At 68.0% G+C, this 25304-nt stretch carries 26 protein-coding genes and 1 pseudogene; 13 read left to right on the top strand and 14 right to left on the bottom strand.

Going from position 1 to position 25304, the window contains the following annotated elements:
- Position 1: 1 nt before the first annotated feature.
- From ACT009_RS15750 to ACT009_RS15735, 4 genes are read left to right on the top strand one after another with little or no spacing between them, the layout of a single operon-like run.
- Entirely contained in the window at positions 2 to 1285 is a 1284-nt protein-coding gene (locus tag ACT009_RS15750) for an AAA family ATPase (RefSeq protein ID WP_445192001.1), read from the top strand.
- A 49-nt stretch (positions 1286 to 1334) separates the two neighbouring features.
- Entirely contained in the window at positions 1335 to 2306 is a 972-nt protein-coding gene (locus ACT009_RS15745; protein ID WP_445192000.1) for a type II secretion system F family protein, read from the top strand.
- 6 nt (positions 2307 to 2312) lie between these two features.
- Entirely contained in the window at positions 2313 to 3305 is a 993-nt protein-coding gene (locus tag ACT009_RS15740) for a type II secretion system F family protein (protein ID WP_445191999.1), read from the top strand.
- Positions 3306 to 3359: 54 nt separating this feature from the next.
- Positions 3360 to 3755 carry a hypothetical protein gene (locus ACT009_RS15735; RefSeq protein ID WP_445191998.1) on the top strand — a complete coding sequence of 132 codons (396 nt, stop codon included), beginning with the start codon at positions 3360 to 3362 and terminating at the stop codon, positions 3753 to 3755.
- Here the strand turns inward: ACT009_RS15735 and ACT009_RS15730 are convergent.
- The 9 genes and pseudogenes from ACT009_RS15730 to ACT009_RS15690 form a co-directional block, all read right to left on the bottom strand.
- Positions 3745 to 3852: pseudogene (locus tag ACT009_RS15730) on the bottom strand (PEPxxWA-CTERM sorting domain-containing protein); the annotation flags it as partial. The gene ACT009_RS15735 and the pseudogene ACT009_RS15730 overlap by 11 nt on opposite strands.
- A gap of 798 nt (positions 3853 to 4650) precedes the next feature.
- The gene (locus ACT009_RS15725) at positions 4651 to 5205 is read right to left on the bottom strand and encodes a F0F1 ATP synthase subunit B family protein (RefSeq protein WP_445191997.1); all 555 of its coding nucleotides are present in this window, start codon (positions 5203 to 5205) and stop codon (positions 4651 to 4653) included.
- Complete coding sequence (locus tag ACT009_RS15720; RefSeq protein WP_445191996.1) at positions 5198 to 5692, bottom strand: F0F1 ATP synthase subunit B family protein; 495 nt, start codon at positions 5690 to 5692, stop codon at positions 5198 to 5200. Before ACT009_RS15720 ends, ACT009_RS15725 begins: the two co-directional genes overlap by 8 nt.
- 16 nt (positions 5693 to 5708) lie before the next feature.
- Positions 5709 to 5921 carry a F0F1 ATP synthase subunit C gene (locus tag ACT009_RS15715; RefSeq protein ID WP_010164404.1) on the bottom strand — a complete coding sequence of 71 codons (213 nt, stop codon included), beginning with the start codon at positions 5919 to 5921 and terminating at the stop codon, positions 5709 to 5711.
- A gap of 62 nt (positions 5922 to 5983) precedes the next feature.
- On the bottom strand, positions 5984 to 6742 hold the full coding sequence (locus ACT009_RS15710) for a F0F1 ATP synthase subunit A (RefSeq protein ID WP_445194120.1): 759 nt from the start codon (positions 6740 to 6742) through the stop codon (positions 5984 to 5986).
- 20 nt (positions 6743 to 6762) lie between these two features.
- On the bottom strand, positions 6763 to 7059 hold the full coding sequence (locus tag ACT009_RS15705; RefSeq protein WP_445191995.1) for an AtpZ/AtpI family protein: 297 nt from the start codon (positions 7057 to 7059) through the stop codon (positions 6763 to 6765).
- Positions 7060 to 7521: 462 nt separating this feature from the next.
- A complete protein-coding gene (locus ACT009_RS15700) occupies positions 7522 to 7911 on the bottom strand; it encodes a YdbL family protein (protein WP_445191994.1) in 390 nt (129 codons plus the stop codon).
- A gap of 2 nt (positions 7912 to 7913) precedes the next feature.
- A complete protein-coding gene (locus ACT009_RS15695) occupies positions 7914 to 8132 on the bottom strand; it encodes a YnbE family lipoprotein (RefSeq protein WP_445191993.1) in 219 nt (72 codons plus the stop codon).
- The gene (locus ACT009_RS15690; RefSeq protein ID WP_445191992.1) at positions 8129 to 11308 is read right to left on the bottom strand and encodes an intermembrane phospholipid transport protein YdbH family protein; all 3180 of its coding nucleotides are present in this window, start codon (positions 11306 to 11308) and stop codon (positions 8129 to 8131) included. Before ACT009_RS15690 ends, ACT009_RS15695 begins: the two co-directional genes overlap by 4 nt.
- 86 nt (positions 11309 to 11394) lie before the next feature.
- On the opposite strand from ACT009_RS15690, the gene radC reads away from it, so the two are divergent.
- Positions 11395 to 12102, top strand: a complete 708-nt coding sequence (gene radC / locus ACT009_RS15685) for a RadC family protein (protein ID WP_445191991.1) — start codon at positions 11395 to 11397, stop codon at positions 12100 to 12102.
- A gap of 205 nt (positions 12103 to 12307) precedes the next feature.
- On the top strand, positions 12308 to 13612 hold the full coding sequence (gene purB / locus ACT009_RS15680; protein ID WP_445191990.1) for an adenylosuccinate lyase: 1305 nt from the start codon (positions 12308 to 12310) through the stop codon (positions 13610 to 13612).
- Between the two features lie 684 nt (positions 13613 to 14296).
- On the opposite strand, the gene dnaJ is transcribed toward purB, so the two are convergent.
- Together dnaJ and dnaK are read right to left on the bottom strand one after the other, a co-directional pair.
- A complete protein-coding gene (gene dnaJ / locus ACT009_RS15675; RefSeq protein WP_445191989.1) occupies positions 14297 to 15412 on the bottom strand; it encodes a molecular chaperone DnaJ in 1116 nt (371 codons plus the stop codon).
- A 133-nt stretch (positions 15413 to 15545) separates the two neighbouring features.
- Positions 15546 to 17453 carry a molecular chaperone DnaK gene (dnaK, locus tag ACT009_RS15670; protein ID WP_445191988.1) on the bottom strand — a complete coding sequence of 636 codons (1908 nt, stop codon included), beginning with the start codon at positions 17451 to 17453 and terminating at the stop codon, positions 15546 to 15548.
- 162 nt (positions 17454 to 17615) lie between these two features.
- Here dnaK and ACT009_RS15665 point away from each other — a divergent pair, with 162 nt between their 5' ends.
- The 3 genes from ACT009_RS15665 (at position 17616) to ACT009_RS15655 (ending at position 18751) form a co-directional block, all read left to right on the top strand.
- The gene (locus ACT009_RS15665; RefSeq protein WP_445191987.1) at positions 17616 to 18065 is read left to right on the top strand and encodes a copper chaperone PCu(A)C; all 450 of its coding nucleotides are present in this window, start codon (positions 17616 to 17618) and stop codon (positions 18063 to 18065) included.
- Positions 18062 to 18517 carry a vgr related protein gene (locus tag ACT009_RS15660; RefSeq protein WP_445191986.1) on the top strand — a complete coding sequence of 152 codons (456 nt, stop codon included), beginning with the start codon at positions 18062 to 18064 and terminating at the stop codon, positions 18515 to 18517. The genes ACT009_RS15665 and ACT009_RS15660 overlap by 4 nt, the downstream gene beginning before the upstream one ends.
- Before the next feature lie 81 nt (positions 18518 to 18598).
- Positions 18599 to 18751 carry a hypothetical protein gene (locus ACT009_RS15655; RefSeq protein WP_445191985.1) on the top strand — a complete coding sequence of 51 codons (153 nt, stop codon included), beginning with the start codon at positions 18599 to 18601 and terminating at the stop codon, positions 18749 to 18751.
- Between the two features lie 13 nt (positions 18752 to 18764).
- Here the strand turns inward: ACT009_RS15655 and ACT009_RS15650 are convergent, their stop codons facing one another.
- Positions 18765 to 19982, bottom strand: coding sequence for a threonine synthase (locus tag ACT009_RS15650; protein WP_445191984.1), 1218 nt, complete (start codon positions 19980 to 19982; stop codon positions 18765 to 18767).
- A 110-nt stretch (positions 19983 to 20092) separates the two neighbouring features.
- Between ACT009_RS15650 and ACT009_RS15645 the strand changes: the two genes are divergently transcribed.
- The gene (locus tag ACT009_RS15645; RefSeq protein WP_445191983.1) at positions 20093 to 20983 is read left to right on the top strand and encodes a hypothetical protein; all 891 of its coding nucleotides are present in this window, start codon (positions 20093 to 20095) and stop codon (positions 20981 to 20983) included.
- Between the two features lie 19 nt (positions 20984 to 21002).
- On the opposite strand, the gene grpE is transcribed toward ACT009_RS15645, so the two are convergent.
- Together grpE and hrcA are read right to left on the bottom strand one after the other, a co-directional pair.
- Positions 21003 to 21554: a nucleotide exchange factor GrpE gene (grpE, locus tag ACT009_RS15640; protein WP_445191982.1), complete on the bottom strand. Its 552-nt coding sequence runs from the start codon at positions 21552 to 21554 to the stop codon at positions 21003 to 21005.
- Positions 21555 to 21567: 13 nt separating this feature from the next.
- A complete protein-coding gene (hrcA, locus tag ACT009_RS15635) occupies positions 21568 to 22611 on the bottom strand; it encodes a heat-inducible transcriptional repressor HrcA (protein ID WP_445194119.1) in 1044 nt (347 codons plus the stop codon).
- A gap of 78 nt (positions 22612 to 22689) precedes the next feature.
- Here hrcA and rph point away from each other — a divergent pair, with 78 nt between their 5' ends.
- The 3 genes from rph to hemW all read left to right on the top strand — a co-directional run bounded on the left by rph (position 22690) and on the right by hemW (position 25282).
- On the top strand, positions 22690 to 23403 hold the full coding sequence (rph, locus tag ACT009_RS15630) for a ribonuclease PH (protein WP_445191981.1): 714 nt from the start codon (positions 22690 to 22692) through the stop codon (positions 23401 to 23403).
- The gene (gene rdgB / locus ACT009_RS15625; protein ID WP_445191980.1) at positions 23400 to 24041 is read left to right on the top strand and encodes an RdgB/HAM1 family non-canonical purine NTP pyrophosphatase; all 642 of its coding nucleotides are present in this window, start codon (positions 23400 to 23402) and stop codon (positions 24039 to 24041) included. Before rph ends, rdgB begins: the two co-directional genes overlap by 4 nt.
- Positions 24042 to 24127: 86 nt before the next feature.
- A complete protein-coding gene (gene hemW / locus ACT009_RS15620; RefSeq protein WP_445191979.1) occupies positions 24128 to 25282 on the top strand; it encodes a radical SAM family heme chaperone HemW in 1155 nt (384 codons plus the stop codon).
- The last annotated feature ends 22 nt before the right edge of the window (positions 25283 to 25304 follow it).

The raw sequence follows: 25304 nt of genomic DNA, 5'->3' as shown, positions 1-25304 counted from the left end.
GATGAACGCACCTTGGAAATCCGCCGGCGCCGGCACCCGCGAGCCCTTTGTCGCCTATGTCTGCGACGAGACCACTGCGGAGGCGATCCGCCCGATCGCAGCCGAACTCGGCTGGTCGATCGACAAGATCAACAAGGGCGGACTGCGCAACGCGATCCAGTCGCTGTCGGTCTCGGCCTCGCCGTTGATCCTGTTCGTCGACCTCGCCGAATCGGGCGATCCGCTGAACGACATCAACGCACTTGCGGAGGTCTGCGAGCCCGGTACGGTGGTGATCGCGTCGGGGCAGGTCAACGACGTCCGACTGTACCGCGACCTGGTCGCGAGCGGAATCCAGGATTACCTGCTCAAGCCGCTCCATCCGGATATGCTGCGCGAGGCGTTCAGCCACGCGCAGGCGATGCTCAACGCGCCCAAGCTGGCCGACGCGGTGGTCGATCGGCCGCATTTCTCGACCGCGATCATCGGTGCGCGCGGCGGCTGTGGCGCGTCAACGATCGCCACCTCGCTCGCTTGGCTGATGTCCGACCGCGAGAAGCGTGCCACCGCGTTGCTCGATCTCGACATCCACTTCGGCACCGGTGCACTGACGCTCGATCTCGAGCCCGGCCGCGGGCTGACCGACGCAATCGAGAACCCCAGCCGGATCGACGGCCTGTTCATCGAACGTGCGATGGTGAAGGCATCCGAGAAGCTCGCGGTGCTGTCGGCGGAAGCGCCGATCAACGCGCCGTTGCTGACGGACGGTGCCGCCTTCTACCAGTTGCAGGAGGAGATGCGCGCGGCATTCGAATGCACCATCGTCGATTTGCCGCGCGGCATGCTGGTCCAGCATCCGCACCTCATCAGCGATGTGCAGGCGGCGGTGATCGTCACCGAGCTGACGCTCGCCGCGGCGCGCGACACGATCCGGCTGCTGTCGTGGTTGAAGACCAACGCCCCGCAGACCAACGTCGCCGTGCTCGCCAACAAGATGCACGCATCGGGCCAGCCCGAGATCAGCCGCAAGGACTTCGAGGGCTCGATCGAGCGCAAGATCGATTTCGTCGTGCCGTTCGACATCAAGCTGGCGTCGCAGGCAGCGAAGCTCGGCAAGCCGCTGGCGGAGGCGGGCAAGAACGGCAAGACCGTCGCACAGATCGTCCAGCTCGCCCAGCGCATCCTCGACACCGGCGAGACCGCCGCTGCCGACGGCGCGTCGGGCAAGTCGGCGCCCAAGGGCAAGTCGCTGATGGGCAAGATGGGCCTCGGCGCCTTGCTGTCCAAGCGCCCCGCCAAGACGTGACCCCCGCCGTGCCTCCCTTGGGCGCCAAGACCGGAGACAATGTGGCCCGATGACCCTGATGTCGCTCCTGCTGATGTCGACCGGCGCGCTCGCGGTGCTGGGGATTATCATGTTCGCGGTCGCCGGCCCCTCGCCGGCCCGTGCGCAGACCCGTCGCCTGACCGCGGTGCGGGCGCGCCACGTCGAGGGCGTCGTCGTCACCGACGCGCAGATGCGGCGCATCAAGGCCAATCACAAGACCGCCGCCGATCTCGCGGTCGGCCGCCTGCTCCCCAATCCCGCGCTGCTGGCGAAGCGCCTGGCGATGACCGGCAAGCCGTGGACCGTCGGCAAATACGGTATGGCGAGCCTCGGCATCCTCGTCGTCGTCGCGCTGCTGCTGTGGCTTAAGGGCCTGCCGCTGCTGCTCGGCATCTTCCTCGGCCTGTTCGTGGGCGCCGGGCTGCCGCACTTCGTCGTCGGCTACATGATCAAGCGCCGGATCGCCAAGTTCACCGCCAAGTTCCCCGACGCGATCGAGCTGCTGGTGCGCGGACTGCGTTCCGGCCTGCCGATCACCGAAACGATCTCGGTCGTCGCCAACGAAGTCGACGGGCCGGTCGGCGTCGAGTTCAAGATGGTATCCGACAAGATGAAGATCGGCCGATCGATGGACGCGGCGCTGCAGGATACCGCGGACCGGCTCGGCACGCCCGAGTTCCAGTTCTTCGTCATAACCATCGCCATCCAGCGCGAGACCGGCGGCAACCTCGCCGAGACACTCGCCAATCTCGCCAACGTGCTTCGTCAGCGCGGGCAGATGAAGCTCAAGATCAAGGCGATGTCGTCCGAATCCAAGGCATCGGCCTACATCATCGGATCGCTGCCGTTCATCGTCTTCGGCATGATCTGGATGATCAACGACAACTACATGCAGGGCTTCTTCGTCGATCAGCGGCTGATGGTCGCGGGGATGGGCGGGATGGTGTGGATGTCGCTCGGCGCCTTCATCATGTCGCGCATGATCAACTTCGAGATCTGAGGTAGGATGATGGGCCAGACGGCCGGACCGACGATCCTCGGGGTCGATGTAATCTGGGTGGCGACGCTGTTGTCGGGCGTCGCGGCGTTCGCGGTGCTGCTCGCCATCTATGCGATCATGACCGTCCACGATCCGATGGCGAAGCGGGTAAAGGCGCTGAACGATCGTCGCGAACAGTTGAAGGCGGGCATCACCGCATCGACCAAGCGCCGCGCCAAGCTGGTCCAGCGCAACGACACCGCGGATCGGATGCGGACGATGCTGTCGTCGCTGAAGGTTCTGCAGGACAGCCAGGTGAAGGCCGCGCAGATCAAGCTGCTCCAGGCGGGCATCCGTTCCAAGGATTGGGCGGTCGCGGTGATCTTCGGCCGGTTGGTGCTGCCGATCGTGTTCGGCGGCCTGATGCTATACCTCGTCTACGGCACCTCGATGTTCGCGGACTACAGCCCGCTGAAGCGTTACGGGATCGTCGCGATCAGTTTCCTGCTGTCGTACAAGGCGCCCGATTTCTACCTGAAGAACAAGATCCAGAAGCGCTCCGACGCGATCCGCAAGGGGCTGCCCGATGCGCTCGATCTGCTGGTGATCTGCGCCGAGGCAGGCCTGACCGTCGACGCCGCGTTCCACCGCGTCGCCCGCGAACTGGGCCGCGCCTATCCCGAGCTCGGCGACGAATTCACGCTGACCGCGATCGAACTGGGCTTCCTCACCGAACGGCGGCAGGCGTTCGAAAATTTGGCGATGCGCGTGTCGCTCGACGCGGTGAAGGGCGTGGTCACGACCATGATCCAGACTGAAAAATACGGCACGCCGCTCGCCTCCGCCCTGCGCGTGCTGTCCGCCGAGTTTCGCAACGAACGGATGATGCGGGCCGAGGAAAAGGCTGCGCGACTGCCCGCGATCATGACCGTGCCGTTGATCCTGTTCATCCTGCCGGTGCTGTTCGTCGTCATCCTCGGGCCTGCGGCCTGCTCGATCTCCGACGCCTTCAAGCACTGATCCGGACCCAAAACCGCGCGACGTCGTTGAGCCTCCGTAACAGGAGGTTCGACGATGCTCTTCACCACCCCGACCCAATTCGCGGCACTGATCTGCCTGTTCGTCGCCGGCTGGTTGCTGGGGCTGGCGAGCCATCCGGGCGGGCGTAAGTGGAAGGACCGCTACCTTGCCGAACGCGACGCGCATGCGGGCGTCCGCAAGGACGGCGATGCCCGAGTGTCGGACGCCAACCGCAGGATCACCGAGCTGGAGCGCGAGAACGCCCGCCTCGCCAGCGCCCCGCCGGTCGCAGCGGCACCGGTCGTCGCCCCGGTGACGGAGCGCGTGGTGGAGCGCCGCGACACCGTGGTCGCGCCGAGCAGCGGGCTCGGCACCAGCCGCCGCGTCGTCCGCACGCCGGGCGAACGCCGTGGATGGTTCGACTTCGGTGGGCCGTCGGTCATCCGCTGACGAGGGCAGCGCGCGGCGTCCGGCGACGGAGCGCCGCGCCGACCGCGACGAAGCCGATGATCATCATCGCCCAGGTCGCGGGTTCCGGCACGGCATCCGCGACGAGGTCTACCGTGACCCGATTGTAGCCATGGCCTTCTTCATTGTCGGCCTCGCTGGCCAATGTGTAACCGAAGATGCCCTGCGTCAGATCTTCTCGGTCGAAGCCCAAGACAAAGCCGTCGATGCCCTTCCAAGGGCCAAGAACCCCGCCAGTAACCGATCGTAACAAGATGATGCGGCCACCGAAAACCGTCGCCAGGATCGTGTCCGCGACGGTGAAGCCTTGCGTGGGCGTTTCGAGATCGAGGGCGAGAACGCGGCTCAGTGCGTCCTCGTCGTCGATCTCCAACCTGGCGGTGCCGGCGAAGGTGGAGATCGGGCCTTGGGTGTTCGCGACGAAGCGGTACGTCTGTATCGATGTCGCAGCAATGGCCGATTGCGGCTGCAAGATTATGAATAGAAGGGTTGCCACGTAAGCTAAGCGACGAATCATTTCTTCTCTCCGGGTTCTTGTCGGAGATCGGTTATGGTCGTGGCTATGTCCAGACACTTAGTTACGGCTGCGGTTACTACTTAGTTTTGCGGTCGATTGACTGGTGCGCATGGGCACTATTTAGAAGATCACGCCGCCATTCAAGTATTTGATCTGTTCAGGCGCGATGGTCGATTGACCCTCGGGCGGCTGCACGGCCTCCCGGATTGAACCAATGTCGCCGATAGTTTATCATTGCTCCACCAGATAAGCGGCCGGAGCCCCCGTGGCTTGTGCTCCCGCGAAGGCGGGAGCCCAGTACTGGGTCCCCGCCTTCGCGGGGACACAATGGGCGGCGGGCGCTACGCCCCCGCCCTGCCTTCAGTTCGGGCGGCCGAGGCCGGCGATGGTGCGGTCGACGAGGGCCTTGTCGGCGACGGCGCCGTGTTGGTCGGCGATGATCGCGGCGGCGGCGCGAGCGGCGGCGTCTGCCGCCTTGGCGCGGACCTCGGCAATCGCCCCGCGTTCGGCGGCGGCGATCTTGTCTTCGGCCATCTTCTGGCGGCGGGCGACGAGATCGGTCGAGTCCGCCTCGGCCTTTGCGAGCATTGCCGCGGCTTCGGCTTCGGCGTGGGCGACGATCGCCGCGGCGTCACCGGCGCTGGCGGCGTTGCGCGCCTTGGCGTCGGCGAGCATCGCCTCCGCCTCCGCGCGAAGCTTGCGCGCCTCGTCGAGATCGGTGCGGATCGTCGCGATGCGCTGGTCGAGCATCCGGCCGACCAGTGCGGGAACCTTCTTCCAGACCAGGATCGCGATCACGACCAGCATCGACAGCGCGACCCAGCCCGGCGCCGAAATGCCGAGCGCGGTCGGCGCGTGATGCAGCTCGGCGGTGCCCGCGACCGCCTCCGCTACGTTGGCGTGGGCATCAACCATGCGCGAGTTCCGCCTTCACCTTCTGTTCGACCACCGCGCGATCGGGCACGACGCCCGACAGCTTGGCGACGATCGCCTCGACCGCGTCGATCGTCGCGGTCTCGATCTCGGCAAGCGCCCGGCCCTTGGACGTGGCGATGCCGGTGGTCGCCGCGTGGAGGCGGTCGGCCGCGGCGGCATCGCCCGCCTTGGTCTTGGTCTCCGCAGCAGCCGTGGCGCGCGCCTTGGCCGCCCCGACCGTCTGCGCCGCCTGCGACCGGGCGGTATCGAGGCCGCTCTGATAGGCCTCCTCCGACGCCCGTGCCGCATCGCGGGCCGTCGTTGCCGCGGCGAGATCCCCGGTGATGCGCGCGTTACGATCGTCGATCGTCCGCTCGATCCTGGGAACCATCGCCTTGCCGATCCCGAAATAGATCAGGCCGAACACGATCACGAGCCAGAACAGCTGTGACGCGTAGATTTCGGCTATCTGGGAAAGCTGAGGCATCGACGGCGATCCGCGCTTACTTGACGACGAAGAGGATGAGGATCGCGACGACGAAGGCGATCAGGCCGAGCAGCTCCGATGCCGCGAAGCCGATGAACAGGCGACCCTGCTGGCCGTCGGCGGCACCCGGGTTGCGCAGCGCGCCTTCGAGGAACGAACCGAAGACGTTGCCGACGCCGAGCGCGGCGAGGCCGACGCCGATCGCCGCAAGGCCGGCACCGATGTACATTGCACCAAGATCAGTCATGTGAAGCTCCGTTGATTATCTGCGAGTGGAATATGGCCGCGACCCTAGTGCAGGTGCACCGCGTCGTGGAGGTAGAGCGAGGTGAGCAGCGCGAACACATAGGCCTGGATCGCGCAGACCAGCAGCTCGAGCGCGCTGACCCCGATGATCATCACGAAGCTGAGCGCGCTGACGACGACGCCGAGCGGCCCGCCGGCGTTCAGCCCTTGAACGACGAAGCTGCCGAACACCTCGAGCAGGATGTGCCCCGCGGTCATCGCGACGAACAGTCGCAGGCCCAGCGAAAAGGGGCGGACCATGAACGAGACGAATTCGACCGGGATGATCACCGGCATCAGCCAGCCGGGCGCACCGTGCGGCACGAACAGCGAGAAGAACTTGAGGCCGTGCTTGGCAAAGCCGACCGCCAGCACGATCGCGAACGACACGAACGCCAACACCGCGGTGACGGTGATGTGGCTGGTCACCGCGAAGGTGTGCAGCCCCGGCAGGATCGCGAGCGGCAGCACGCCGACGAGGTTCGCGAACAGGATGAACATGAACAGCGAGAAGATGTACGGCGCGAACCGCTTGCCGCCAGCGCCGATGTTGACGTTGACCATGTTGTCGATGAACCCGATCACCGATTCGGCGGCGACCTGCCACCGGCCGGGGATCAGCTGGCGCTTCATCCCGCCGGCCATGAACAGCGCGAGCAGCACGAAGACGACGACCATGAACAGCGCGGAGTTGGTGAACGAGACGTCGTACCCGCCGATCGTGAGGTGACGGCCGAGCACGGGCTCGACCATGAACTGCTCCATCGGGTCTATTCTGCCGGCGCTCACTCTGCGCGCTCCTTCGAAATCTTGAAGATGTTACGGAACGCCGCGACCACCGCGAGCGCCAGGAAGATCAGCAGCAGCCACGGGCTGGTGCCGAACCAGCGATCGAGCGCCCAGCCGATGATGCCGCCGCCGATCGGCGCACCGATCAGCTCCGCGAGGACGCGCGAACCCTGCGAATAGCCCTTGGCGGGCTTGACCGGCGCGGTGCCATCGACACGCGCCGACTGCGCCCGCGCGAGGCGGGCGTCGAGATCGGCGGGGTCGGACTGGCGGTCGTCGGCCAACAAAATCATCCTGATAAAGAAACGCCGCCGGAAACGACCCGGCGACGACAAGCGCCCGCGGCTGACCTGCGGTTGCGACCCGGCGTTTATAAAGCGGGGGTAGCGAAGTCAACCGCAGCGGGCCGGACCCGCGAATGTTGAATAAGTTGAAGGTTGGTCGCGGCCCGCGGGGATGGCGTCTCGTGCGGGCGCGGCGGGGCGAGTCGGAAGTTGCGCATGCGGCGACGCTGACAGGCGCGGCGGGTGTAGGACAGGGGTTTCGGGTGCGGAAGCGACCGGGTGCTGGTGCCGTGGAGCCGTTTCCGATCAGGATCTGATGATCGGCAGTCCTCCCCTTGCAGGGGAGGTGGCAGCCCGCAGGGCTGACGGAGGGGTGATCACCGCTCCGGTTAGGGGGTCACCCCTCCGTCTGGCTGGCGCCAGCCACCTCCCCTTGCAGGGGAGGAGAAGAACTGGTCGTGATCGCCGCTCTCACGCACACCGCGGATCGCGCTGGGGCGCGCCGCTGCGGGCTTCCCACGCGCCTGCGGGCGTCTTGTACATCTCGCCGGGTTTGGTCTGCGCGATCAGGTTGCAGCCGCTGGTGAAGGCGAATTGCTCCACCGTCGCGCCGCTCGCCTGCGCGCTCTGGGTGTACGCTGCCTTGCGGCGGATGTTGATGTCGTTGACCAGCGAGCGGACCGCGGGCGAGCCGCCGCCGACGACGCCGAGATAGCCGTCGGGCTGTTCGCCGACCTGCCCCGCCGCGCGCGCCGCGGCATAGGCCGGATCGCGCGACTGGGCATAGGCGACCGCCGCGACGCCGGTGAGCGCGACCGCGGCGGCGACCAGAAAGGCCTTGTGGGTGAAGCGGTGGGTCATGATCAGAATATTCCCGGGTTCTGCTGGATCAGCGATTTCGCCTCGCCGTCGAGACGATACACCACTTCCTGCGTCACGTTGATGTTGAGATTGATCTCGATCGGCTTGTCGGGCGCGGTGACGTTGATGCAGCCACCGGTAGCGACGGACAGGCCGAGCGCGACGAGGCCGGTCTTGGCGACGGCAAGGATCCTTTCGAGCTTCTCATAACCTGCAGTCATGGCATTTTCTCGCTTTCGGAGGGCTGAATGGCGGGGACCTGAATGGCGGGCGGCTGACTGGTGGGCGATTGACCGGTGGGCGGTTGACCGGTGGATGGCGCGACGCCGGGGCGGCGGTTCTGTCGTTCCAGCAGTTGCGGCAGATTGCGCTGGATCAGCCGGCTGGGATCGTAGAACGACGCCGCCGAATCGAGCAGCCCGCGAAACGGGGCGCGTATCCGGATGTTGAACACGAACGGCAAGCGCTGCAGCCGACGGACCAGGAAGTTCGACTTGGCGCCGGCCCCCTGGCTGATCCCGGCGAAGCGGACTTCGGTGATCATCTCGCCCGCGAGCGCGCCGTTCATGACGATCGCGAGATCGCGGTAGCGGAGCGACTTCAGCGCCTGGAACGCCAGATTGCCCCACAGGCCGAGATCCTTCTGGGTGAGATCGCCGACATAGGCGAGCCCGCCGCCGCCCGCGCGCACCGTCAGCCGGCCGTTCTCGATCCGGCCGCCGGCGTCGTCGAACACCATCGGCACGACGCCGTCGAAGACGCCGGTGGCGTCGAGATTCTTGAAGTCGAACTGCTGGAGGAACTTGTCCGCCGCGGCGCCGTCGATCCGGAAGGTCATCCGCCGCGATCTGGCCGCGGAGAAATCCAGCAGCGTCGGATCGAGCGTCAGCACGCCGCCAGCGAACGGCCAGCGCGCGCCCGCCACCGCGACGCGGCTGTTCGGCAGCGTCTGGTACGTAACGCGTCCGTCGGTCACCGGGATGCCGGGATTGATCGTGCCGATCGTCGCGACCTGCCCCGGCGCGCTCTGCAGCGCGAGCAGATCGGTGAAGCGGATCGTGCCGGCGATGCCCGTAACCGGGCCGAACGCGGCGGCGAGATCGGTACCGTCGGTGCTGAAGATGCCGGTCGAGGTCACCCCCGCGGGCGACCAGGCGAGGTCGCCGCGGCCCGTCACCGCACCGCGGACGTCGGCGATCACGCCGAAGGTGAGCCGGGTGAGCAGCTCGGGCTGGAACGCCTTGTCGAAGGTGATTCCGGGCACGGTGATCGCGGCGCGGCCGACACCGGTGGCGAGCCGGTGATCGATCGCGACGTCGGCGACCTTAACCCGCCTGCTCGGTTCGAACAGCGTGCCGGCGGCGGCGATCGCGCCGTCCTTCAGCCGCAGCGAGACCGCCTCGGCCGCGAGCGGCTGGAAGCGCGGCACGGCGGCGGCGTCGCTGACGGTCATCGCCCCGGTCAGCGCGAGCACGCCGCGCTCGAGCGTCCAATCGCCGGCGGCAGTGCCGAGCAGCAGCGGCACGTTGGCGATCTGCCCGCCGCCGCCGGTGAACTTGCCCGCGACGGCGCCGCCCGCGACGGTCGCGCTGACGATGCCGAAATCGAGCCGGGTGACGCGATCCGGCGCGCCGATCCTCGCCGCAACGCCGCGCACCGCGATGCCGCGATCGGCGAGGCGGAGATCGGCACCGGTCGCGGCGACATCGAGCGGGGTGGTGCCGAGCCGACCGCGGAGCCGTACCGCACCGAGCGTGGCGCCGCCACCGAGGCGACCACCCGCGAACTCGACGAGCGCGCCGCGGGTCGGGCAGAGTTTCACGCGGGCGGGGTCCAGGGTCAGCCCCGACACGACGAGCCGATCGAAGCCGAGCGGCGTGCAGGCGGGGTTGATCCGGACGAGGTCGCGGGCGACGCTCACCTCCAGCGGCAGACTGAGGCCGTCGATTTGGCCGTCGCCGAGCGGGCCGGACAGGGTCGCGGTGCTCGCGAGGCGAGTCGTGCCGCCGGGGACGATCGCGATGGTGACCGGGGTCAAGGCGAGCCGCGACTCGGCCGCGGTGTAGGGGGCGACGGTGGCGGTCCCGCGCAGCGTGCCGTCGGCGGTGCGGACGAGGTGCGCGTCGATCGCAGGGAGGTCGCCGCCTGCCAGCGTGACGGTGCCGTCGAAGGCCACCCCCGTGCCGCGCTGCCAGACCAGCTTGCCGCTCTCCGCGAGGCGCGCACCGCTGGCCGATGACGCGACGAGGCTCGTGACGAGCGCGCGGGCGGGAGAGAGCTCGATGACGGCGGAACCGGCGACATCGCCCACGGTGCGCCGGGCTGCGTCGGCAAAGCGGCGGATCAGCGGCGCCAACGGGGTGCCGGCGCCGGCCGATGCCGCGATCGCCGGCAGCAGCGCCGTCGCGTTCGCCTCGGCGAACGACGCCCGCCCGGTATAGCCTACCGCGCCGCCGCCTAGCGCGAGATCGCCGTCGAGCGCAGCACGGCCGACCTGCACGCGACCGGCGTGGATGGTGCGCGCGGTCAGGGCGACGGGGCCGCTGCTCGCCCGGCCGTCGCCGCGGAGGGCGATAGTGCCGGCGACCGACCGGGCGGTTGCGCCGGGCGCGCGCAGGTCGGCGACGGCGAGGCGGCTGGCGATCGTCCAGCCGAGCCGGTCGGCGGTGACCAAGGTCGCGTCCAGGTCGCTGCGCACCGCGGCGGTGGCGACGCCCTTGCAGCGGATCGAGGCGACACGGAGCGGACCGTCGAGCCCGATCCTGCCGCCGCGCGCGGTGGTGACGCGGAGTGCCGCCTCGACCCGGTCGGCCGCGCAATCGCCCGCCCCCAGCCGCGCGCTCACCACGGCGGCGCGGCCGCGGAAGCCACGATCGAGCCGGCCCCTGCCCACCAGCGCGACGCCGACCACGCCATAGGGGGTCTCGAGCCGCATCCGCCCGTCCGCGACGTCGAGATCGAGCGCAGGCAGCGCAAACGGCTTGCCCGAGGAGGCGGGCAGCAGCCGGTCGATCGCACCCAGCGACACGCGCCCGTCGACCAGCCGCCCGCGCACCCGCAGCCGCCCCGCGCGCACGCCGACCAGCGAGGCGCCGCCGAACCCGACCTGGGTGTCGGTCTCGATCCAGTCGGCGACGAGATCGGGATGCGCGGGGTCGCCGATCACGACATTCGTCAGCCGCTGACGACCGAGCCCGAGATCGGCGATGCCGTAACTGGCGGGAACCCCGCTGCTGGCGAGCGCGCGATCGATATAGCGTTCGGCGATCGGCTTGCGAACGATCCAGAGCACCACCAGCGCCGCGACCAGCAGCAGCGCGATCAGCCGCGCGACCAGCCGGCGACGCCGGCCGACGGGGCGGATCGCGAGCGCTTCCCCGTCTTCCGTCACGCTCACGCTCGCCACCACATCGCCCGACCATAGGCAGGTGCGGGGTTTCCACGCAATTGCGGCCGTGCGCTGGCGACCCTAGACTATCCTATATGGCTGCCCTTCCCTTGCTCGACGGACTCGCTCCCGGCGTCGACGACACCGCGGGTCACCGCGCCCGGTTGCGACGGCGACTGCTTGGCGGCGAGGCGGGGGCGCTGCTCGATCACGAGCTGGTCGAATATCTGCTCGCGCTGGCGATTCCGCGCCGCGACACCAAGCCGCTCGCCAAGGCGCTGCTGCGCGAGTTCGGCGGGATCGGCGGCGTGCTCACCGCCGACGCGGCGGCGCTGGCGCGGGTGCCGGGCATGGGCGAGACCGCGATCGCCGCAATCAAGATCGCGCACGCCGCGGCGATCCGGCTGCTCCAGGCCGAGGTGGCGGAACGGCCGGTGCTCGCCAACTGGCAGGCGCTGCTCGACTATCTGCGCGCCGACATGGCGCACCACGCGATCGAGCGCTTCCGGGTGCTGCACCTCAACACCAAGAACATGCTGATCCGCGACGAGGTGAGCGAGGGCTCGATCGACCAAGCCGCGGTGCACGTTCGCGAGGTGATTCGCCGCGCGATCGATCTCGGGTCGGCCGCGATCATCCTGGTCCACAACCACCCCTCGGGCGATCCCTCGCCGAGCCGCGCCGACATCGAGATCACGCGGACGATCGTCGAGGCGGGCAAGCGGCTGGGGATCGCGGTGCACGATCACATCGTGATCGGCGCGGGCGGACATGTGAGCCTGAGGGCGCAGGGGTTGATCTGATCTTCCTGCACCCCGGCGTAGGCCGGGGCCTAGCTACGAAGGGCTTCGTGACGACGGACAGCGCTCCGTTACCTCTACCTTCGCTCCTGGGCCCCGGCCCTCGCCGGGGTGGTGGAAGGGCCCTCGATCACACACCGGCCGTTGGACCTCGCCGTTCACGCTGCTAACGGCAGCGCGACTTTCCCGACGTGAACGGAGCGCGCGCATGATTCCCCGCTATTCGAGGCCCGAAATGGTCGCGATCTGGACGCCCGAGGCGCGATTCCGGATCTGGTTCGAGATCGAGGCGCACGCCACCGACGCGCTCGCCGAGCTGGGCGTGGTGCCGAAGGAAGCTGCCGCCGCGATCTGGGCGAAGGGCGCGTTCGAGGTCGACCGGATCGACGAGATCGAGCGCGAGACCAAGCACGACGTCATCGCGTTCCTGACCAACGTCGCCGAACATGTCGGCCCCGAAGCGCGCTTCATGCACCAGGGGATGACGTCCTCGGACGTGCTCGACACCTGCCTGTCGGTGCAGCTGGCGCGCGCGAGCGACCTGCTGCTCGCCGATCTCGACGCGCTGATGGTGGTGCTCGAACGCCGCGCGCGCGAGCACAAGATGACGCCGACGATCGGGCGCAGCCACGGCATCCACGCCGAACCGGTCACCTTCGGGCTGAAGATGGCGCAGGCGCATGCCGAGTTCGCGCGCTGCCGGGCGCGGCTGGTGGCGGCGCGCGCCGACGTCGCGACCTGCGCGATCTCCGGCGCGGTCGGCACCTTCGCCAACATCGATCCGTTCGTGGAGGAGCATGTCGCCGCCAAGCTGGGGCTGACGGTCGAGCCGGTATCGACCCAGGTGATCCCGCGCGATCGCCATGCGATGTTCTTCGCGACCTTGGGCGTGATCGCGGGCTGCATCGAGCGCCTCGCGACCGAGGTCCGCCACCTGCAACGCACCGAGGTGCTGGAGGCGGAGGAGTATTTCTCGCCGGGGCAGAAGGGCTCGTCGGCGATGCCGCACAAGCGCAATCCGGTCCTGACCGAGAACCTCACCGGGCTCGCACGGATGGTACGCGGCTATGTCACGCCCGCGCTGGAGAACGTCGCGCTGTGGCACGAGCGCGACATCAGCCATTCGTCGGTCGAGCGCTATATCGGCCCCGACGCGACGATCACGCTCGATTTCGCGCTCGCGCGGCTGACCGGGGTGATGGACAAGCTGGTCGTCTATCCCGAGCGCATGATGAAGAATTTGGACAAGATGGGCGGGCTGGTCCACTCGCAGCGCGTGCTGCTCGCGCTGACCCAGGCGGGGGTGAGCCGCGAGGATGCGTACCGGCTGGTGCAGCGTAATGCGATGAAGGTGTGGGATTCAGACGGCGCGCTGTCGCTGATGACGCTGCTGCAGGACGACCCGGAAGTAACCGCTGCGCTGTCGCGCGAGGAGATCGCGGACAAGTTCGACCTCGGATATCATCTGAAGCATGTCGACACGATCTTCGCACGGGTGTTCGGGCGGGCTTGAAGGTAGCTGCTTCGCCTGATGTCACAGCGTGGCGGCGAGACTTCGAGAAACATCGCCGTCACCCGGATCAAGTCGACTCTAATCCGTAAAGGCAGGACCGGACAGAGAGACGCTTCTTGTGCTCCCGCGAAGGCGGGAGCCCAGTACTGCGTCCCCGCCTTCGCGGGGACACAAGAAGGGGCAGCCATCCGAGAGGGATAGGATCTGGATCCCCGCCAGTGCGAGGGTGATGACGACGGGCGCCCGCGCCATCCCGGATGCACCGGACGCATTCGCGATTGATTGTTACAAAATTGCGTTGAGCCGATACAAACGCCATATCGCTCTTGCCGGTTATTTCACCGGCACGGAGACCCTACCATGCGCATGCTCGAGACCGTGACCAGCAGCCTGCTGGCGATCGCGGCCCAGGCGCTGGTGGTCGGGGTGGTTGTAACCATCCTCTGATCCATCGGCCCCCGCCCTCTCTTTCGAGGGGGCGGCCAGGGCCGGGGGATCGTTATTCTTGGGGTGCTAGAAGCGGCATACCGCAGCGCATCCGTCTCGCGACGTTCCACCCCGGCGGAGGCCGGGGCCCAGGTACCAGCCGCCGATTGGCTGGCGCCGCGACTAGTTACATCCACCTTCGCGACTGGGCCCCGGCCTTCGCCGGGGTGGTGCTAGAAGGGGGTGGCAAGCGCCTCTTCACCCGAACGCGCCCTTCAGCTTCGCGAAGAACCCCTGGCTCGCGGGGCATTCGTCGCCCGTCTCGGTCTCGCGAAACATCTCCAGCAATTCCTTCTGGCGGAGCGACAGCTTGGTCGGGGTCTCGACCTCGATCTGGATGACGAGGTCGCCATTGCCGCGGCCCTGCAGCACCGGCATGCCCGCGCCGCGCTGGCGGAGTTGCTTGCCGGACTGAATGCCGACCGGGATCTTAATCTCGTGGCTGCTGCCGTCGAGGCCGGGGATCGCGATCGATCCGCCGAGCGAGGCGGTGGTGAAACTGATCGGCGCGCGTGCGAACAGGGTCGTGCCCTCGCGTTCGAACAGCGCGTGGCGCTTCACGTGCAGGAAGATGTAGAGATCGCCCGCGGGCGCGCCGCGCGGGCCCGCCTCGCCCTCGCCGCTCATGCGGATGCGGGTGCCCTCGTCGACGCCCGGGGGCACGTTGACGCTGAGCGTCTTGGTACGTTCGACCCGGCCGTCGCCGCGGCAATCGGGGCACGGGTCCGCGATTACCTCGCCCGCGCCCTGGCAGACCGGGCAGGCCCGCTCGACCACGAAGAAGCCCTGCTGCGCGCGCACCTTGCCCTGCCCGCCGCAATGCTGGCAGGTCTTGGCGCGGGTGCCGCTGCGCGCGCCGGTGCCGTCGCAGGTGTCGCACAGCGCGGACACGTCGACCGTGATCTCGCTCGCCTTGCCGTGGAATGCCTCCTCGAGCGTGACTTCCATGTCGTAGCGCAGGTCGGCACCGCGACGTGCGGCCTGACGCCCGCCACGCTGGCCGCCCATGAATTCGCCGAACACGCTTTCGAAGATGTCGGAGAACGCGCCGAAATCCTGCGCGCCGCCCCCACCGCCGCCACCGTTCTGGAACGCGGTGTGGCCGAAGCGATCGTACGCCGCCCGCTTCTGCGGATCCTTCAGCACGTCATAGGCTTCGCTGACCGCCTTGAACTTGCCTTCGGAATCCTTGCAGCCGGCATTCTTGTCCGGATGGTATTTCATCGCGAGCTTGCGATAGGACGACTTGATCGTCCCCGCATCCGCGGTCCGCTCGCATTCTAGCAGTTCGTAATAGTCGGTCTGGGTACTCATGCCGCCCTCTTCGCCCTTTCCCCTCCAGGGAGAGGGTCGGGTGAGTGGCCGCGTCTCACCGAGAGTCCACTCCCGGTGAGACGCCGCCCTTCACCCCAGCCCTCTCCCCTGCAGGGGAGAGGGAGTTGCAGGGTTACGCTTTCGCGCTGTCGTCGACTTCCGAGAACTCGGCGTCGACCACGTCGTCCTTGGGCGCATCGGCCGCATCGCCGCCGGCGGGCGAGGCTTCCGACTGCTGCTGCTTCTCGTAGATCGCCTGGCCGAGCTTCATCGCGACCTGCGCCAGCGCCTGGCTCTTGTCGGTCATCGCATCGGCATCGCCGCTCTCGACGGCTGCCTTGGCCGCATCGACCGCCGCCTGAATCTCGGACTTGAGCGATTCGTCGACTTTGTCGCCATTGTCCGCCAGCTGGCGCTCGGTGGTGTGGATCAGGCTTTCGGCGTTGTTCTTCGCCTCGGCCGCCGCGCGACGCTTCTTGTCCTCTTCCGCAAAGCTTTCCGCGTCGCGGACCATCTGGTCGATATCGGAATCGGACAGGCCACCCGATGCCTGGATGCGGATCTGCTGCTCCTTGCCGGTGCCCTTGTCCTTGGCGCTGACGTTGACCAGACCGTTGGCGTCGATGTCGAACGTGACCTCGATCTGCGGCACGCCGCGCGGCGCCGGCGGGATGCCGACCAGATCGAACTGACCGAGCAGCTTGTTGTCCGCCGCCATCTCGCGCTCGCCCTGGAACACGCGGATCGTCACCGCGCCCTGGTTGTCGTCCGCGGTGGAATAGGTCTGGCTCTTCTTGGTCGGGATCGTCGTGTTGCGGTCGATCATCCGGGTGAACACGCCACCCAGCGTCTCGATGCCGAGCGACAGCGGCGTGACGTCGAGCAGCAGCACGTCCTTCACGTCGCCCTGCAGCACGCCGGCCTGGATCGCCGCACCCATCGCGACGACCTCGTCCGGGTTGACGCCGGTGTGCGGATCCTTGCCGAAGAAGTTCTTCACGACCTCACGGACGCGCGGCATGCGGGTCATGCCGCCGACCAGCACGACTTCGCTGATGTCCTCCGGCTTCAGCCCCGCATCGGCGAGCGCCTTGCGGCAGGGCTCGAGCGTCCGCTTCACCAGATCCTCGACCATCCGCTCCAGATCGGCGCGGGTGATCGTCTTCACCAGATGCTTCGGGCCGTTCTGGTCCGCGGTGATGAAAGGCAGGTTGACCTCGGTCGATGCCGCCGAAGACAGCTCGATCTTCGCCTTCTCGGCGGCTTCCTTCAGCCGCTGCAGCGCGAGCTTGTCCTTGGCGAGGTCGATGCCCTCGGCCTTCTTGAACTCGTCGGCGAGATACTGGACGACCTTGTTGTCGAAATCCTCGCCGCCGAGGAAGGTGTCGCCGTTGGTCGCCTTCACCTCGAACACGCCATCGCCGATCTCGAGCACCGAGATGTCGAAGGTGCCGCCGCCGAGATCGTAGACTGCGATCGTCTTGCCGTCCTGCTTCTCCAGGCCGTAGGCGAGCGCCGCCGCGGTCGGCTCGTTGATGATCCGCAGCACTTCGAGGCCGGCAATCTGGCCGGCGTCCTTGGTCGCCTGGCGCTGCGCGTCGTTGAAATAGGCGGGGACGGTGATCACCGCCTGGGTGACCGTCTCGCCGAGGTAGGATTCGGCGGTTTCCTTCATCTTCTGGAGCGTGAAGGCGCTGATCTGCGACGGCGAATAATCCTTGCCGCCCGCCTGGACCCACGCATCGCCGTTCGGCCCGCGCGCAATCTTGTACGGGACCAGCTCGGTGTCCTTCTTGGTGATCGGGTCGTCGAAGCGACGGCCGATCAGGCGCTTCACCGCGAAGATGGTGTTGTCGCCGTTGGTGACGGCCTGGCGCTTGGCGGGCTGGCCGACCAGCCGCTCGCCGTCCTTGGCGAAGGCGACGATCGACGGCGTGGTGCGCGCGCCTTCCGCATTCTCGATCACCTTGGGCTTGCCGCCCTCCATCACCGCAACGCAGCTGTTGGTGGTGCCGAGATCGATTCCGATAACTTTAGCCATGTGTGCTTTCTAGCCCCTCACAAACGAAATACCCGTGGTTCCACCCCGTTACGGCGGCGCAACCGTTGATGCTTGGCCGGATATAGGTGGGGTTCGGCTTGCCGCAAGAAGCCACGGAACCTAGAGCCGTGTCGGGTTTTCGCGAAGCGGGAGGGTGACGACATGCGCATGGTTCCGACTTTTACGGTAGCAGCGGCAGCGGCGGCGCTCACGCTGGCATCGTGCGGCCAGCCGAAGGTCCTCTATGGCGATCACGCCTGGGTGCGGCTCGGCGCGGTGAAGGGCCGGCCTGCGGCGGCGTATCTCAACATCCATGGCGGGCCGACCCCGGCAACGCTGATCGGGATCACCACCGACGTCGCGATCAGGGCCGAGCTCCACCAGTCGATGCAGCAGGGCACGATGGCGACGATGAAGCCGCTGGCGAAGGTGGAGATCCCCGCCAACCAGATCGTGAAGTTCGAACCAGGCGGGATGCACGTGATGTTCTTCGACATGAATCCCGGAATCAAGCCCGGCAGCACGATCACGCTGACGCTGACCTTCGCCGACGGCACCCGCATCCTCCAGGACGCCGGGGTGATCGGCGCAGGGGATCCGGCGCCAGAATGACCGCGGAGAAACGGCCGCTGACTGCGGCCGAGACCGCGCTCGCCCGGTCGGTGTTCGGCACCGCGATCGATTATGGGCAGGTTCGCCTGGCGCGGCGCAAATGGGCGTTCTTCCAGCCGCGCGATACGGTGATGGCGCCGCGCGGCTGCATCCATTTCCACCCCAAGGGCAGCAGCTGGCGCGACGATTTCGCGGCGTGCGCGCTGACCGACCAAGGCCTGTTCATCCACGAGATGACGCATGTCTGGCAGCACCAGAAGGGCATCTACCTGCCGCTCGCCCGGCATCCGTGGTGCCGCTACGACTATGCGCTGAAGCCGGGGCAGCCGCTGCACCGATACGGGATCGAGCAGCAGGGCGAGATCGTCCGCCACGCCTTCCTCCTGCGGCACGGCGCGACGGTGGCCGGCGCACCGCCGCTGGCGCAGTACGAGACGCTGCTGCCGTTCTGATGGATCCTCCCCCGCCAGGGAGAGGAATGGCGACTGCCCACCAAAACACTTCCTTAACCCCTGCCCTGCTAGGGTCGCGCCATGCTCAAGTTCGTCCTTGCCGCTGTGCTCATGCTCGTGATGGTCGACTGTGCGGTCGATCGTGGCGCCTATACCCTGTCCGCGGTCCACGCGTTCGAGCGCGGGGTCCACAGCTTCGCGCATATGGGCGACGGATCGCTCTTCAGCTGGTGATCGCGCCGCGGCGCTAGAGTGCGTCGAAATCGATCGGGGCGTGCCGGTCCAGCGTCCATGGAGCCTCCGGCATCGGGTATTTGAGCCCGGTTGCGCAGTTGAACAGCACCACCCGCTCGTCCTCGTCGACCAGCCCGGTCTTCACCGCCTGCTTGTACGCCGCCAGCGTCGCGCCGCCTTCGGGGCACATCAGCAGGCCGTCCTTGCGCGCGCAATCGTCGACCGCCTGGAGGATCGCGGGATCGCCGACCGCGAGCGCCTGGCCGCCGCTTTCCCGCACCGCGCGCAGGATGAGGAAATCTCCGACCGCCTTCGGAACGCGGATCCCCGCGGCGACGGTGCTGGCATCCTCCCAGCGTTCGGCATGTTCCTCGCCCGCCTCGAACGCGCGGACGATCGGCGCGCAGCCGCTCGCCTGGACCGCATACATGCGCGGCCGCTCGGGCCCGATCCAGCCCAGCTTCTCCAGCTCGTCGAACGCCTTCCACATCCCAATCAGCCCGGTGCCGCCGCCGGTCGGGTAGAAGATCGCGTCGGGCAGGGTCCAGCCGCCCTGCGCGGCGAGTTCCAGCCCCATCGTCTTCTTGCCCTCGATGCGGTAGGGCTCCTTCAACGTCGAGAAATCGAACCACCGACCCTCCGCGGCGCCCTTGCCGACGATCGCGCCGCAATCGTCGATCAGCCCGTTTACCCGCCACACTCGCGCGCCCTGTGCGGCGATCTCGCGGACATTCACCTCGGGCGTGTCGTCGGGGCAGAATATGATCGTCTCGATCCCGATCCGCGTCGCATAGGCGGCGAGCGCGGCGCCGGCATTGCCGTTGGTCGGCATCGCGATCCGGGTGACGCCGAGTTCCTTGGCCATCGCAACCGCCATCACCAGGCCGCGCGCCTTGAACGATCCGGTCGGCAGCCGGCCCTCGTCCTTCACCAGCACATTCGCGCCGCCCGATCGCGGGATCGGGATCAGCGGCGTCTCGATCTCGCCCAGGCTGACGATGCTGGCGGTATGCCGCACCGGCAACAGCTCGCGCCAGCGCCACAGATCGGTCTCGCGCGACGCCAGCGCATCGCGCGACAGGCTCGAGCCGACCGCGTCGAGATCGTAGCGGACCAGCAGCGGCCGGCCGGCGCGCGACAGCCCGTGTAGCCGATCCGCCTCGTAACGCTCCCCGGTCAGCGAGCATTCCAGATGGGTGACGAAGGTCGGGCGATCGGTGGTAATGTTCATCGATGCATCCTAGGGGGCTGGCGCGTGAGTAGAGTGCGGGCGCTAGCCGCGAATGCGGGCGGTTTGAAGTTCGGTTCGCACATGTCCGGCCGGCTTGGGGGTTGAGCGAGATGAAGAACCTGGTGCTGGGCTTCGGGACCAACCAGTCGGCGGCCGATTGCCGGGTGTTCATCAACTCGCTGCGTCAAGTCTATCCGCCGGCGGAGTGCGACGGGGTGCTGATCGTCGATACACCGCCCGAGGGCATCGCAACGACGGGCCCCAAGGCGATGACCTTCGTGACGACCCCCAATACCTATCCGCACCGCGGCACGATCGACCGAAAGGCCAAGAGCCTGCTGATCCGCATCGCGAGCAGCGCGGCGCGAGCGGGCGTGGCCGTGGTCGCGCGGCCGGCGCGAACCGCGCTCCAGCATGCGATGGAGCGGTGGCACCATCCGCATTTCGCGCGCTGGCTGGCGTATCGCGACTTCCTGGAGGCGCACGCCGACTACGATCAGGTCCTGCTGACCGACGTCAGGGACGTCATGTTCCAATCGCCGTTCTTTGCCGAACCGACCGACGCGGTGCAGCTGTACGAGCAGGACACGACCTACGGCGCCGACAATTGCGACAGCGACTGGTATCGGCAAGCGTGGGGCGAAGAGGCGTTGGCGCGGGCAAACGGCAAGCCGGCGATCTGCATCGGCACGATCCTCGGCCCCCGCGCGGAGGTGCTGAAGCTGGTGACCGCGTTCATCGACTATTTCTCGCCCGCGCCCTTCCGGGGCGTCGAGCAGGCGGTGTTCAACCGCATGATCATCGAAGGCGAGCCGCGCTTCCGCTTCGAGATCAACCGCAACGTCACGGGGCTGGTCGCGACACTGGCGAACCCCGCGGCGGGCGCGGCGATGAAGATCCGCGACGGCCGGATCACCGAGGACAGCGGCCGGATCGTGCCGATCGTCCACATGTACGACCGGTTCGATCACACCGACGCGGTCGCGCGCGCCCTCGGCTGAGGCCCGACCGGGCTTTCCCTCACCCGGCGCGGGCGACGCCGACCAGGGCCGGGCGCAGGAGGCGGTCCTTGATCATGTAGCCCGACTGCATTTCCTGCACGATCGTGCCGGGCGCGGCGTCGCTCGGTACCTCGAGCATGGCCTGATGCTTGTTGGGATCGAGCGCGACGCCCATCGATTCGATGCGTGTGATGCCGTGCCGTGCGAACACGCTTTCCAGCTCGCGACCGGTCGCTTCGAGGCCTGTGACCAGCCCCTTCATCTTCTCGTCGGCGCGCAGATCGTCGGGGATCGCGGCGAGCCCGCGCGAGAGGTTGTCGGATACCGACAGCACGTCGCGCGCGAAATTGGTCGCGGCATAGGCCCGAGCGTCCTGCGCCTCCTTTTCGGCGCGGCGGCGGACGTTCTGGACCTCGGCCTGCGCATAGAGCACCTGCTGCTTCGCCTCGGCGAGCTGCGCCTCCAGCTCGGCGAGGCGGCCCTGGGTCTCGTCGTGCTCGGCGACTTCGGGAGCGGCTTCGGCGGTTTCCTGGCGCAGATCGGCGCCGGTGTCGGTAGCTTGGTCGGTCATCGATATTCCTGTGTCAGCCCATCAATCGGGCGAGCGTTGCAGCGGTAAAATCAACCATGGGCACGACTCGGGCATAGTTCAACCGGGTCGGTCCGATCACGGCAACCACCCCGACGACGCGCCCACCGGGCCCGCGGAACGGCCGGGCGATCACCGAGGATCCCGACAGCGCGAACAATTTGTTCTCCGCGCCGATGAAGATTCGGGTCGCGTCGCCCGCGCTGGCGCTGTCCAGGAGGCTGGCGACCTCCTGCTTGCCCTCCAGATCGTCGAGCAGGTCGCGAACCCGGTCGAGGTCCGCGGCGACCGCGGTATCGATCAACCGCCCCTGCCCGCGCACGATCAGCACCGGGCGGCGGGTACCGTCCTCGCTCCACACCGCGATGCCGCGTTCGACCAGCGTCCGCGCCGCGGCATCGAGCGCAGCCCGCCCCTCGCCAAGCTCGCGATCGATCCGCGCGCGGGCCTCCGCCAGCGTCAGCCCCGCGAGTGTCGCCGACATGTAATTGCCCGCCTCGACCAGCGCCGAGGCGTTCATGCCCATTGGCAATTGGACGACGCGGTTCTCGACCGATCCGTCCTCGGCGACCAGCACCGCCATCCCCTGCGTCGGCGACAGCGCGACGAAGCCGATCGAGCGCAGGGTCAGCTCGCGTTTCGGCACCATCACCAGCCCGGCGCAGGCCGACAGGCCCGACAGCGCCGCGGTGGTGGCGGCGAGCGCCTCCTCGACCGGTCCGCCGGCGCCAGCGCGCGATTCGATCGCGACGCGTTCCTCGATCGACGGTTCGGTCACCTGCATCATGCCGTCGACGAACAGCCGCAGCCCCCGTTCGGTCGGAATCCGGCCGGCGCTGGTATGCGGGCTGGCGAGCAGGCCGAGCTCCTCCAGCTCCTGCATGACCCCGCGGATCGACGCCGGCGACAGGTTCAGGCCGGAAGCCGCGGCGATCGTCTTCGACCCCATCGGCATCCCGTTCGCCACATAGCCGTCGACCACCGTGCGAAAGATGTCGCGCGCGCGGTCGGTCAGTTCGGTGACGGGTGGGGCCATGATGCGCTATCTAAGCCGCCACTGGCGCGGTGCAACCGTGGCGGCTAGGGCGTTGCCGCTCTGGACCCATAGGAGAGTATCATGCGCCCCAGCGGCCGCGCCCCCGATCAGATGCGCACGATCAGCATCGAGCCCAACTTCACCCGCCACGCGGAAGGATCGGTGCTGGTCGGATTCGGCGACACCAAGGTGCTGGTCACCGCCAGCATCGAGGAGCGCGTGCCGCCATTCCTGCGCGGCAAGGGCGAGGGCTGGGTGACCGCCGAATACGGCATGCTCCCCCGCGCCACCCACACCCGCGGCAACCGCGAAGCCGCCAAGGGCAAGCAATCCGGCCGCACCCAGGAGATCCAGCGGCTGATCGGCCGGTCGCTGCGATCGGTGGTGGACATGAAGCTGCTCGGCGAGCGCCAGATCGTGCTCGATTGCGACGTGATCCAGGCCGATGGCGGCACCCGCACCGCGTCGATCTCGGGTGCTTGGGTGGCGCTGCGCCTCGCGGTGAACAAGCTTATGGCGGACGGCAAGCTCCCGACCGATCCGATCCAGCAGAAGGTCGCCGCGGTCAGCTGCGGCATCTACCAGGGCAACCCGGTGCTCGATCTCGACTACATCGAGGATTCGGGCGCAGATGCGGACGGCAATTTCGTGCTGCTCGAAAACGGCAACATCGCCGAGGCGCAGGCGACCGCCGAGCACGCGACCTATGACGAAGAGGCGCTGCTGCGCCTGCTGCGCCTGGCGCGGATCGGCTGCGGCGAGATCTTCGCGGCGCAGGACCGCGCGGTAAAATGAGTGGCGCCAACGAAGAGTCGGGAGAGGGCCGGCAGGCGATCCGCAAGCTCGCCCCCGGCAAGCTGGTGATCGCCAGCCACAATCCCGGCAAGGTGCGCGAGATCACCGCGCTGCTCGGCGCCTATGGCATCGAGCCGGTGTCGGCCGCCGAGCTGGACCTGCCCGAGCCGGAGGAGACCGGCACCACCTTCGTCGCCAATGCCGAGCTGAAGGCGTTGCAGGCAGCCGATCTCTCCGGCCTGCCGGCGCTGTCGGACGACAGCGGGCTGTGCGTCGACGCGCTGGGCGGCGATCCGGGAATCTTCTCGGCCCGCTGGGCCGGCGAGGCGAAGGATTTCGACCTGGCGATGCGGCTGGTCGAGGACCGGTTGCACGAAGAGCCGGACCTGCCACGCGATGCGCACTTCATCTGTGCGCTGGCGCTGGCATGGCCCGACGGTCATGTCGAATGGTTCGAGGGGCGGGTCGACGGCACGCTGGTGTGGCCGCCGCGTGGCGACAAGGGCTTCGGTTACGACGCGATGTTTCTGCCGGTCGGCGGCAGCGAGACGTTCGGCGAGATGGACCCCGAGGCCAAGCATGCGATCAGCCACCGGGCGGATGCGTTCCGGCAGCTGGTGGCGGCGGTGCTGGCATAGCGGGGAGCGCCCGGCGTCGATAGCTCTTGCGGCACCGCCCCCTCCACCGCTCGCATTCCGCTGCGATCGCCGCCATATCGCGGATCATGACCGCCGAACCGCCCCTTGCCCTCTACGTCCACTGGCCGTTCTGCGTCTCCAAATGCCCGTATTGCGACTTCAACAGTCACGTCCGCAATACCGTCGACCAGGACGCGTGGCGCGATGCGCTGCTTGCCGACCTCGCGCATGAGGTCCGGGCGTTGCCGGGGCGGACGCTCGGGTCGATCTTCTTCGGGGGTGGAACGCCGTCGCTGATGCCGCCCTCCACCGTCGCGGCGATCCTCGAGGCCGCGCAGCGGGCGTGGACGCCGGCACCCGATATCGAGATCACGCTGGAGGCGAATCCGTCATCGGTCGAGGCGGCGCGCTTCGCCGATCTGGCGTCGGCAGGAGTGAACCGCGTCTCGCTCGGGTTGCAGGCGCTGGAGGACGATGCGCTGCGGTTTCTCGGACGCGCGCACGGGGTGGCGGAGGGGCTGGCGGCGCTCGACACCGCGCAGCGCAGTTTCGCGCGCGTCAGCTTCGACCTGATCTATGCGCTGCCCGATCAGCGGCTCGCGGCGTGGGAGGCCGAGCTCGACCGCGCGCTGTCGTTCGGGACCGAGCATCTGTCGCTGTACCAGCTGACGATCGAGCCGGGCACACGCTTCGCGACCGAGGCTGCCAAGGGCCGGATCACCGTGCCCGACGGCGATGCCGCGGCCGACCTGTTCGAGGCGACCCGCGCGATCACCGCCATAGCCGGGCTGCCCGCGTACGAGACGTCGAACCACGCTCGGCGCGGCGCGGAGAGCCGGCACAACCTGACCTATTGGCGATATGGCGACTATGCCGGGGTGGGGCCGGGCGCACACGGCCGGCGCGGCGGGCTGGCGACGGCGCGGCGCAAGAAGCCCGAGAACTGGATGAGCGCGGTCGCGCGCAACGGCCACGGCATCGAGATCGAGGAACCGCTGGCGCCGCACGACCGCGCGACCGAAGCGCTGCTGATGGGGTTGCGGCTCGCCGAGGGAATCGACCTGCGGCGGATCGCGGCGTTGGCAGGCGGCACTGCACCGATCGATCTGCGCGCCGCTTCGCGACTGGAGGCGCTGGGGTTGGTCGCGATCGACAGCGAACGGCTCCGCGTCACCGAGGCGGGCGCACTGCTGCTCGATGCGATCCTGCCGCAGATCGTGGCGGACCCAATCGCTGCCTAGCGCCGTGTTCGACTTAGGATCA

This window comes from Sphingomonas sp. Tas61C01 (assembly GCF_052567495.1).
The sequence above is the reverse complement of the archived record's forward strand: the minus strand, read 5'-3'. Positions and strand labels throughout refer to the sequence as shown.

Bases quoted from the DNA above. Each gene is read 5' to 3' on its own strand.
- ACT009_RS15745 (WP_445192000.1), top strand. From the start codon at position 1,335: ATGACCCTGATGTCGCTCCTGCTGATGTCGACCGGCGCGCTCGCGGTG.
- ACT009_RS15705 (WP_445191995.1), bottom strand. From the start codon at position 7,059: ATGATTTTGTTGGCCGACGACCGCCAGTCCGACCCCGCCGATCTCGAC.
- ACT009_RS15655 (WP_445191985.1), top strand. From the start codon at position 18,599: ATGCTCAAGTTCGTCCTTGCCGCTGTGCTCATGCTCGTGATGGTCGAC.
- rph (WP_445191981.1), top strand. From the start codon at position 22,690: ATGCGCCCCAGCGGCCGCGCCCCCGATCAGATGCGCACGATCAGCATC.
- ACT009_RS15700 (WP_445191994.1), bottom strand. From the start codon at position 7,911: ATGACCCACCGCTTCACCCACAAGGCCTTTCTGGTCGCCGCCGCGGTC.
- ACT009_RS15740 (WP_445191999.1), top strand. From the start codon at position 2,313: ATGATGGGCCAGACGGCCGGACCGACGATCCTCGGGGTCGATGTAATC.
- hemW (WP_445191979.1), top strand. From the start codon at position 24,128: ATGACCGCCGAACCGCCCCTTGCCCTCTACGTCCACTGGCCGTTCTGC.
- ACT009_RS15645 (WP_445191983.1), top strand. From the start codon at position 20,093: ATGAAGAACCTGGTGCTGGGCTTCGGGACCAACCAGTCGGCGGCCGAT.
- ACT009_RS15710 (WP_445194120.1), bottom strand. From the start codon at position 6,742: ATGGAGCAGTTCATGGTCGAGCCCGTGCTCGGCCGTCACCTCACGATC.
- dnaK (WP_445191988.1), bottom strand. From the start codon at position 17,453: ATGGCTAAAGTTATCGGAATCGATCTCGGCACCACCAACAGCTGCGTT.
- rdgB (WP_445191980.1), top strand. From the start codon at position 23,400: ATGAGTGGCGCCAACGAAGAGTCGGGAGAGGGCCGGCAGGCGATCCGC.
- ACT009_RS15720 (WP_445191996.1), bottom strand. From the start codon at position 5,692: ATGCCTCAGCTTTCCCAGATAGCCGAAATCTACGCGTCACAGCTGTTC.
- ACT009_RS15725 (WP_445191997.1), bottom strand. From the start codon at position 5,205: ATGGTTGATGCCCACGCCAACGTAGCGGAGGCGGTCGCGGGCACCGCC.
- ACT009_RS15715 (WP_010164404.1), bottom strand. From the start codon at position 5,921: ATGTACATCGGTGCCGGCCTTGCGGCGATCGGCGTCGGCCTCGCCGCG.
- grpE (WP_445191982.1), bottom strand. From the start codon at position 21,554: ATGACCGACCAAGCTACCGACACCGGCGCCGATCTGCGCCAGGAAACC.
- ACT009_RS15650 (WP_445191984.1), bottom strand. From the start codon at position 19,982: ATGAACATTACCACCGATCGCCCGACCTTCGTCACCCATCTGGAATGC.
- purB (WP_445191990.1), top strand. From the start codon at position 12,308: ATGATTCCCCGCTATTCGAGGCCCGAAATGGTCGCGATCTGGACGCCC.
- ACT009_RS15735 (WP_445191998.1), top strand. From the start codon at position 3,360: ATGCTCTTCACCACCCCGACCCAATTCGCGGCACTGATCTGCCTGTTC.
- ACT009_RS15665 (WP_445191987.1), top strand. From the start codon at position 17,616: ATGCGCATGGTTCCGACTTTTACGGTAGCAGCGGCAGCGGCGGCGCTC.
- ACT009_RS15660 (WP_445191986.1), top strand. From the start codon at position 18,062: ATGACCGCGGAGAAACGGCCGCTGACTGCGGCCGAGACCGCGCTCGCC.
- radC (WP_445191991.1), top strand. From the start codon at position 11,395: ATGGCTGCCCTTCCCTTGCTCGACGGACTCGCTCCCGGCGTCGACGAC.
- ACT009_RS15750 (WP_445192001.1), top strand. From the start codon at position 2: ATGAACGCACCTTGGAAATCCGCCGGCGCCGGCACCCGCGAGCCCTTT.
- dnaJ (WP_445191989.1), bottom strand. From the start codon at position 15,412: ATGAGTACCCAGACCGACTATTACGAACTGCTAGAATGCGAGCGGACC.
- ACT009_RS15695 (WP_445191993.1), bottom strand. From the start codon at position 8,132: ATGACTGCAGGTTATGAGAAGCTCGAAAGGATCCTTGCCGTCGCCAAG.